The 6,203-nt window shown below is 34.2% G+C and carries 7 protein-coding genes; 4 read left to right on the forward strand and 3 right to left on the reverse strand.

Annotation, left to right across the window (positions count from 1 at the left end):
* The first annotated feature begins 10 nt into the window (after nucleotides 1-10).
* From lplA to KA828_RS09510, 4 genes are all read left to right on the forward strand, one after another.
* Nucleotides 11-1,033, forward strand: a complete 1,023-nt coding sequence (lplA, locus tag KA828_RS09495; RefSeq protein WP_053030080.1) for a lipoate--protein ligase — start codon at nucleotides 11-13, stop codon at nucleotides 1,031-1,033.
* A 166-nt stretch (nucleotides 1,034-1,199) separates the two neighbouring features.
* The gene (locus KA828_RS09500; RefSeq protein WP_239469332.1) at nucleotides 1,200-1,490 is read left to right on the forward strand and encodes a hypothetical protein; all 291 of its coding nucleotides are present in this window, start codon (nucleotides 1,200-1,202) and stop codon (nucleotides 1,488-1,490) included.
* A gap of 71 nt (nucleotides 1,491-1,561) precedes the next feature.
* On the forward strand, nucleotides 1,562-1,750 hold the full coding sequence (locus KA828_RS09505) for a helix-turn-helix transcriptional regulator (protein ID WP_204193854.1): 189 nt from the start codon (nucleotides 1,562-1,564) through the stop codon (nucleotides 1,748-1,750).
* A 20-nt stretch (nucleotides 1,751-1,770) separates the two neighbouring features.
* Nucleotides 1,771-1,986 carry a hypothetical protein gene (locus KA828_RS09510; protein WP_210126126.1) on the forward strand — a complete coding sequence of 72 codons (216 nt, stop codon included), beginning with the start codon at nucleotides 1,771-1,773 and terminating at the stop codon, nucleotides 1,984-1,986.
* 260 nt (nucleotides 1,987-2,246) lie between these two features.
* Here KA828_RS09510 and arcC read toward each other — a convergent pair whose 3' ends face one another.
* The 3 genes from arcC to KA828_RS09525 form a co-directional block, all read right to left on the reverse strand.
* Complete coding sequence (gene arcC, locus KA828_RS09515; RefSeq protein WP_053030081.1) at nucleotides 2,247-3,176, reverse strand: carbamate kinase; 930 nt, start codon at nucleotides 3,174-3,176, stop codon at nucleotides 2,247-2,249.
* A gap of 18 nt (nucleotides 3,177-3,194) precedes the next feature.
* Nucleotides 3,195-4,193 (reverse strand): ornithine carbamoyltransferase, encoded by a 999-nt coding sequence (gene argF / locus KA828_RS09520; RefSeq protein ID WP_053030082.1) that lies wholly within the window; start codon nucleotides 4,191-4,193, stop codon nucleotides 3,195-3,197.
* Between the two features lie 326 nt (nucleotides 4,194-4,519).
* Entirely contained in the window at nucleotides 4,520-5,551 is a 1,032-nt protein-coding gene (locus KA828_RS09525; RefSeq protein ID WP_053030083.1) for a PTS sugar transporter subunit IIC, read from the reverse strand.
* Nucleotides 5,552-6,203: the final 652 nt, after the last annotated feature.

Here is a 6,203-nt window from a genome sequence, read left to right on the forward strand (position 1 = left end):
AGACGAGAACATGTATTTAATAGAACCTATTCGTAATGGTAAATATATCGATGATGGCGCCGTTAACTTGGCGATGCAAGTATATGTTAATAACCACATCTTTTTAGATGAAGATATATTACTTCCATATTATTGCCAACCGAAAGTAGAAATCGGTCGCTTCCAGAATACTGCAGTAGAGATTAATCAAGATTATGTCGATGCGCATCATATTAAAGTGGTCCGCCGTGATACAGGCGGTGGCGCAGTTTACGTGGATGATGGTGCCGTCAACGTATGTTGTATTTTAGAACAAGATACATCCATATACGGAGATTTCCAACGCTTCTACCGTCCGGCCATTCAAGCACTACACAATTTAGGTGCCACTGACGTCATTCAAAGTGGTCGAAATGACCTTGCTTTAAATGACAAGAAAATTTCAGGCGCTGCGATGACATTATTAAATGATCGTATTTATGGTGGTTATTCATTATTATTAGATGTTGATTATGACGCCATGGTCAACGTGTTGAAACCAAACCGTAAGAAGATTGAATCTAAAGGTATTAAATCCGTACGTGCCCGTGTCGGTCAAATTCGTGATGCATTAGATCCTAAATATCAAGACATCACGATTCACGAATTTAAAGATCTTATGATTACGCAAATCATGGGCATTGATGACATTAAAGATGCTAAACGCTATGAATTAACTGATGAAGATTGGGCTGGCATCGATCAATTAGTCGCTGAAAAGTATGATAATTGGGAATGGAACTATGGCCGTTCACCACGATATGAATACAACCGAAATGAGCGCTTTAGTTGCGGCACAATTGATATTTCCCTATCAATTGAACATAACCGTATTGCAGCTTGTCGTATTTATGGCGATTTCTTTGGTCAAGGCAACATTCACGATGTTGAAGCACATTTAATTGGGACACGCATGGTCAAAGCAGATTTAATTGAACGTTTGAATGACATTGATTTAACCTTCTACTTTGGCAATCTTAGCGTAGAAGAATTTGTGGCATTTATATTGAGTTAATTACAGCGCACACAGTATCTTTAATAGCAATATAGCTTACATAAAGCCTAGGATTAAGCTTTAAAACTTAATCCTAGGCTTTTTTTAAAGTTCAAATGTCAAAAGCATTTGACATTAACAACAAATATGATAATCTATAAATGTAAAATACTTTTGACATTTTGAGGTGAGATCAATTATTTATATTTTACTATTCATTAGTGTTCTAATTTTCGGAATAATTTGGAGTATCATAACAAACAAATTTCTTCCTAGCGAAACAATTGATACTAAAGGCATTGATACAACTGGTTACGATGAGAGACAACGTACAATGTTTTTAGAAATATTTTCTAAAACATTTGTAGGCTTAGTTTATACCTTTTTCATCGGTATGATTTTAAAGATATTTGCCTTTTACCAAGGACGTCATACAGTTTATCCATTTAATCAATTCCAGAATTGGCCTATATATTAATAGTAGCTTTACTATTAGTAATAAATTACTTTATAGTGAAAAAGAAGTATACGCCATAGGACTGATTAATAATGAAAAATAAAATTAAAGAATATCGGAAACAAATTGGTATGTCTCAAGACACACTAAGCAAAAATGTAAATGTTTCCCGTCAGACAGTTAATGCAATCGAAAACAATAAATATGATCCAACCTTACAACTTGCATTTAAATTAGCAAAGCAATTCAATACAACTGTGGACGACTTATTTAATCCTTAAAAATGAAAAGGGTGATAATAATGTTTAAAAGACAAGATGAAATGGAACAACAACACTTTAGTATAGCGAGTAAATGGACCACCGTTTACTTTTTTATCGTATTAGCTATTTATAATTTCTATATTAAGTTTAATGAAGGAGAATTTAATGTAGTCTGGTTAATTTTGCTCATCGGTTTAGTTATATACTGGGGCATTGCCACGTATTTAAAATTTAAGACGCGAATTAAAGATTAGCATGTCAGAAATTTAAATAGTTCAACCATTACTAAAAGTCACATTTTTGCATTTCTGAATGTTACTAATAACTGTAACACATTTGGTAAACCTCATTCCCTTCACTACGTTATTTAGTGAGGGGATTTTTAATATTTACATGACCACTAAAAAACCTGAGCTTAGTATGTAAATCACATACATTAAGCCCAGGTTTAACTTATTTATTAAAATGTATTGAGTGTTATTTTATAACCATGTCAAAAGTCATTCACATAACATTACTTTTTAATTAATGTACCAATCTTACCATCTAAGGCATCTCCTAAGTCTTCAAGAGATGTGATTAATACACTACCTTCTGGATTTTTCTCGATGAATTGTAATGCTGCTTCTACTTTAGGTAACATACTGCCTTTTGCAAATTGACCGTCAGCAATGTGTTTATTCATTTCATCTACTGTTACTTCACCTAAAGCTTCTTGATTATCTTTACCATAGTTAATGTAAACATAGTCTACTGCTGTTAAGATAATTAATTGATCTGATTTTAAGTGTGCTGCTAATAAAGCACTTGTTTTATCTTTATCGATAACAGCATCGACGCCTTTGTAGTTACCTTCTTCTTTAACAACTGGGATACCGCCACCACCAGCTGCAATAACGAGTGTGCCGTGTTTAATCAATGTTTCAATGCTATCTAATTCTACAATGTTGATTGGCATTGGAGAAGGTACAACTCGACGATAACCACGTCCTGAGTCTTCTACAAATTGATAACCTTTTTCTTGCATTGTTTGATCTGCTTGTTCTTTAGTATAGAATAGACCAATTGGTTTTGTTGGATTATCGAATGCCTGGTCATCACCAGCAACTTCTACTTGTGTTACTAATGTAACAACTTGTTTATCGATACCTAATTCATGAAGTTCATTTAATAAACTTTCTTGTAGTTGATAGCCAATGTAAGCTTGACTCATTGCGCCACATTCAGGGAATGGGAACGCTGGTCCTTGGCCATTTTCAGCTGCATAATTTAATCCTAAATTAATACTGCCGACTTGTGGGCCATTACCATGACTGATTACAACTTCATAACCTTTTTGGATTAAGCTAACTAATGATTTAGCTGTTCCTTTAACTAATTCTAATTGCTCTTCAGGTGATTGTCCTAAAGCGTTACCACCTAAAGCCACTACGATTTTAGACATAGGTAGGTCTCCCTTCGATTATTCTCCTAAAGTTGCAACCATCACAGCTTTAATAGTGTGTGCTCTGTTTTCTGCTTCTTGGAAGACAACAGATTGTTCACTTTCAAAGACTTCGTCAGCAACTTCCATTTCAGTTAAGCCATATTTTTCTTGAATTTCTTTACCAATTTTAGTTTCAGTATCGTGGAATGATGGTAAGCAGTGTTCGAAGATTGCACGTGGGTTACCAGTTTTTTCCATCATTTCTTTAGTTACACGATATGGTTCTAATAATTTAATACGTTTTTCCCAAACTTCATCAGGTTCACCCATTGATACCCAAACGTCTGTGTAGATAACGTCTGAACCTTTAACACCTTCATCGATGTTATCAGTTACTAAGATTTCGCCACCATTTTTAGCTGCGATTTCTTTACAACGATTTAATAATTCATCTGTTGGATTTAATTCTTTAGGGCAAACTAAGTGGAAAGTCATTCCCATAATTGCTGCACCTTGCATTAATGCATTTGCAACGTTGTTACGTCCGTCTCCAACATATGTGAAGTTAATTTCGTGGTATGGTTTTTTCAATACTTCTTTTGCTGTTAAGAAGTCAGCAAGTACTTGAGTAGGATGATCTTCATCTGTTAAGCCGTTCCACACAGGCACACCTGAATATTTCGCTAATTCTTCAACAGTACGTTGTGAGAAGCCACGGTATTCGATTCCATCATACATACCACCTAATACACGAGCAGTATCTTTAGCAGATTCTTTTTTACCCATTTGGCTTCCAGTTGGTCCAAGATATGTCACGTGAGCGCCTTGATCATATGCTGCAGTTTCAAACGCACAACGTGTACGCGTAGAGTCTTTTTCAAAGATTAAAGCGATGTTTTTACCTTTAAGCTTTTGTTGTTCTATACCAGCGTATTTCGCTCGTTTTAAATCCTCAGATAGATTTAGTAAAAACTCAACCTCTTTTTGTGAAAAGTCTAATAGTGTTAAAAAACTTCTATTTCTTAAATTTTGCATCTTGTACAACTCCTTTGTGATATCTTTCACATGTATTGTAAGCGATAACAAAATATAATACAACACTTTTTAAATAAGTTTATAAATTATTTATGTATAATTGACAAAATGTTTACAATAACATGATTTTAGATATTTTTACATTTTATAGCGTTATAATGAAAGAGATTACTCCAATTTTTATATTTTTATTATTACACATAAAATAGTATTACTAAACTTATTTAGTAATTCGTTTCTCATTAGCGAAGCTTGTTCCATTTTTTAAATTTATATACAAATAAACCTTCTTTGTCACAATGGTACAAAGAAGGTTTATTTTGATATTATGCGTCTTTAGCGCCTCGATTAATCATGTCCTGTTTAGTAACAATTGGGTATTTCTTAAATACGAGTGAACCAATCCAACCTGCAAGTCCACCAACGATAGCCATCACTACACCGTATATAACGACTGTCATTGGATTATTAAAGCCAAACATGACAAGGAAACCTGCAATCGGTGTCGCTGTACCTGTCGCATCATTAACCATACCAGATAATGCGATAATTAGACCTGCTGCAGCACCACCGAAGAAGTTGGTTATGTAAATTGGAATTGGGTTAGCTGATACAATATCTGCTTGAGATAACGGTTCAATACTTACTGAGATTGTTGATTTACGGTCACCTAGTTTTAAACGGTGGAATAATGTTCCGTTCATAAATGCTGAACTAAATGCAGCCATTGCCCCGATTGCCATCGGTATACCTGTCAATCCAAGTAATGCGGTTAATGCCATTGAACTTAATGGCGCTGTACCAACAACTGTAATGATGCCTCCGAGAACAATCCCCATAAAGATTGGATTCGTGTCTGTACTGCTTTGAATAATGTCACCAATTTTCAAGAGTGTATTATTAACGACTGGTGTTAAGCCAGCTGCAATTAATCTTGCAAGTGGCGCAAGTATCACAACCGAACCAATTAAATCGACACCGTCTGGAACATATTTCTCTGTGTATTTCATTACGTAACCAATCAGATAACCTGCGAAGAAACCTGGTAAGAGATCCATACCACCACAGGCAGCACCAATCACTAGTGCATAGACTGGAGACACACCAATCGCAAGTGCAGTTAATCCTGCTGCAGCAACGCCACCAAGGCCTCCCGCAGCATCTCCTAACTCTTCGAGAAACTTGATACCAAAGACTTCTCCGCCTACATATTTGTTGAATGCTTCGACTAAGAACGTTGCAATCGCCGCATTTGCTAGTGCTCCCATCGCACGCATACCATTGGGCGCTTTATACGTAAATAATGTAAAAATAATAAGAACTAAAATTAAGAATAACGTACCAATAAGTAAATCCATAATATTTTTCCATCCCCTTATAGATAATAAAAAAAGAGAATATAAGTTAACTATTTTAAACCCCTAAAGTTATCTTTTATCCTCATTTAGTGACTATTTTACTAAAAAAACAAATTATATTCCACGGAATTTATTATTTTTTATGTAAAAAGCAAAATAAATACTATGCAAAATCATATATACGTAAATCGCATTTAATTGTATCGGTTTGTAATGGAAAAACTTAGAAATCGTAGGATAGCATGGTATGCTAAAAGATAATATCTTCATCTTCACTAAAATTAATATTTTTATCCTTTTTGATTGTAAAAAGAGTTTTATTTTAAATTGAATGGGTATTTATCAAAAGTAGATGCATTATTTATGTATTTGTTTTGGGAGACTAATTGCATTCGTAATATTCTTTACGTGATCAATTACATGCTCTTTTCTTTTCAATTTAGTTTGAATTACTCAAACTTCCTTAAATTATTGAGTACATTTATGAATTACTAGTAATCCCATGCCAATAAAATGTATCCTTACGTACATTTTATTAAAAACCCAATTTTTATATTTTCCCAAAACGCCAATATGGCCGTTGAAGCACTTATAGTTCTCCCAATGCTATAAGTGCTTTTGTTGTGTGAAAAAACTAAGAAAGCAGCCTAAT

It is taken from the genome of Staphylococcus sp. GDY8P85P (assembly GCF_017892405.1).
GTDB classification, from domain to species: Bacteria; Bacillota; Bacilli; order Staphylococcales; family Staphylococcaceae; genus Staphylococcus; species Staphylococcus borealis.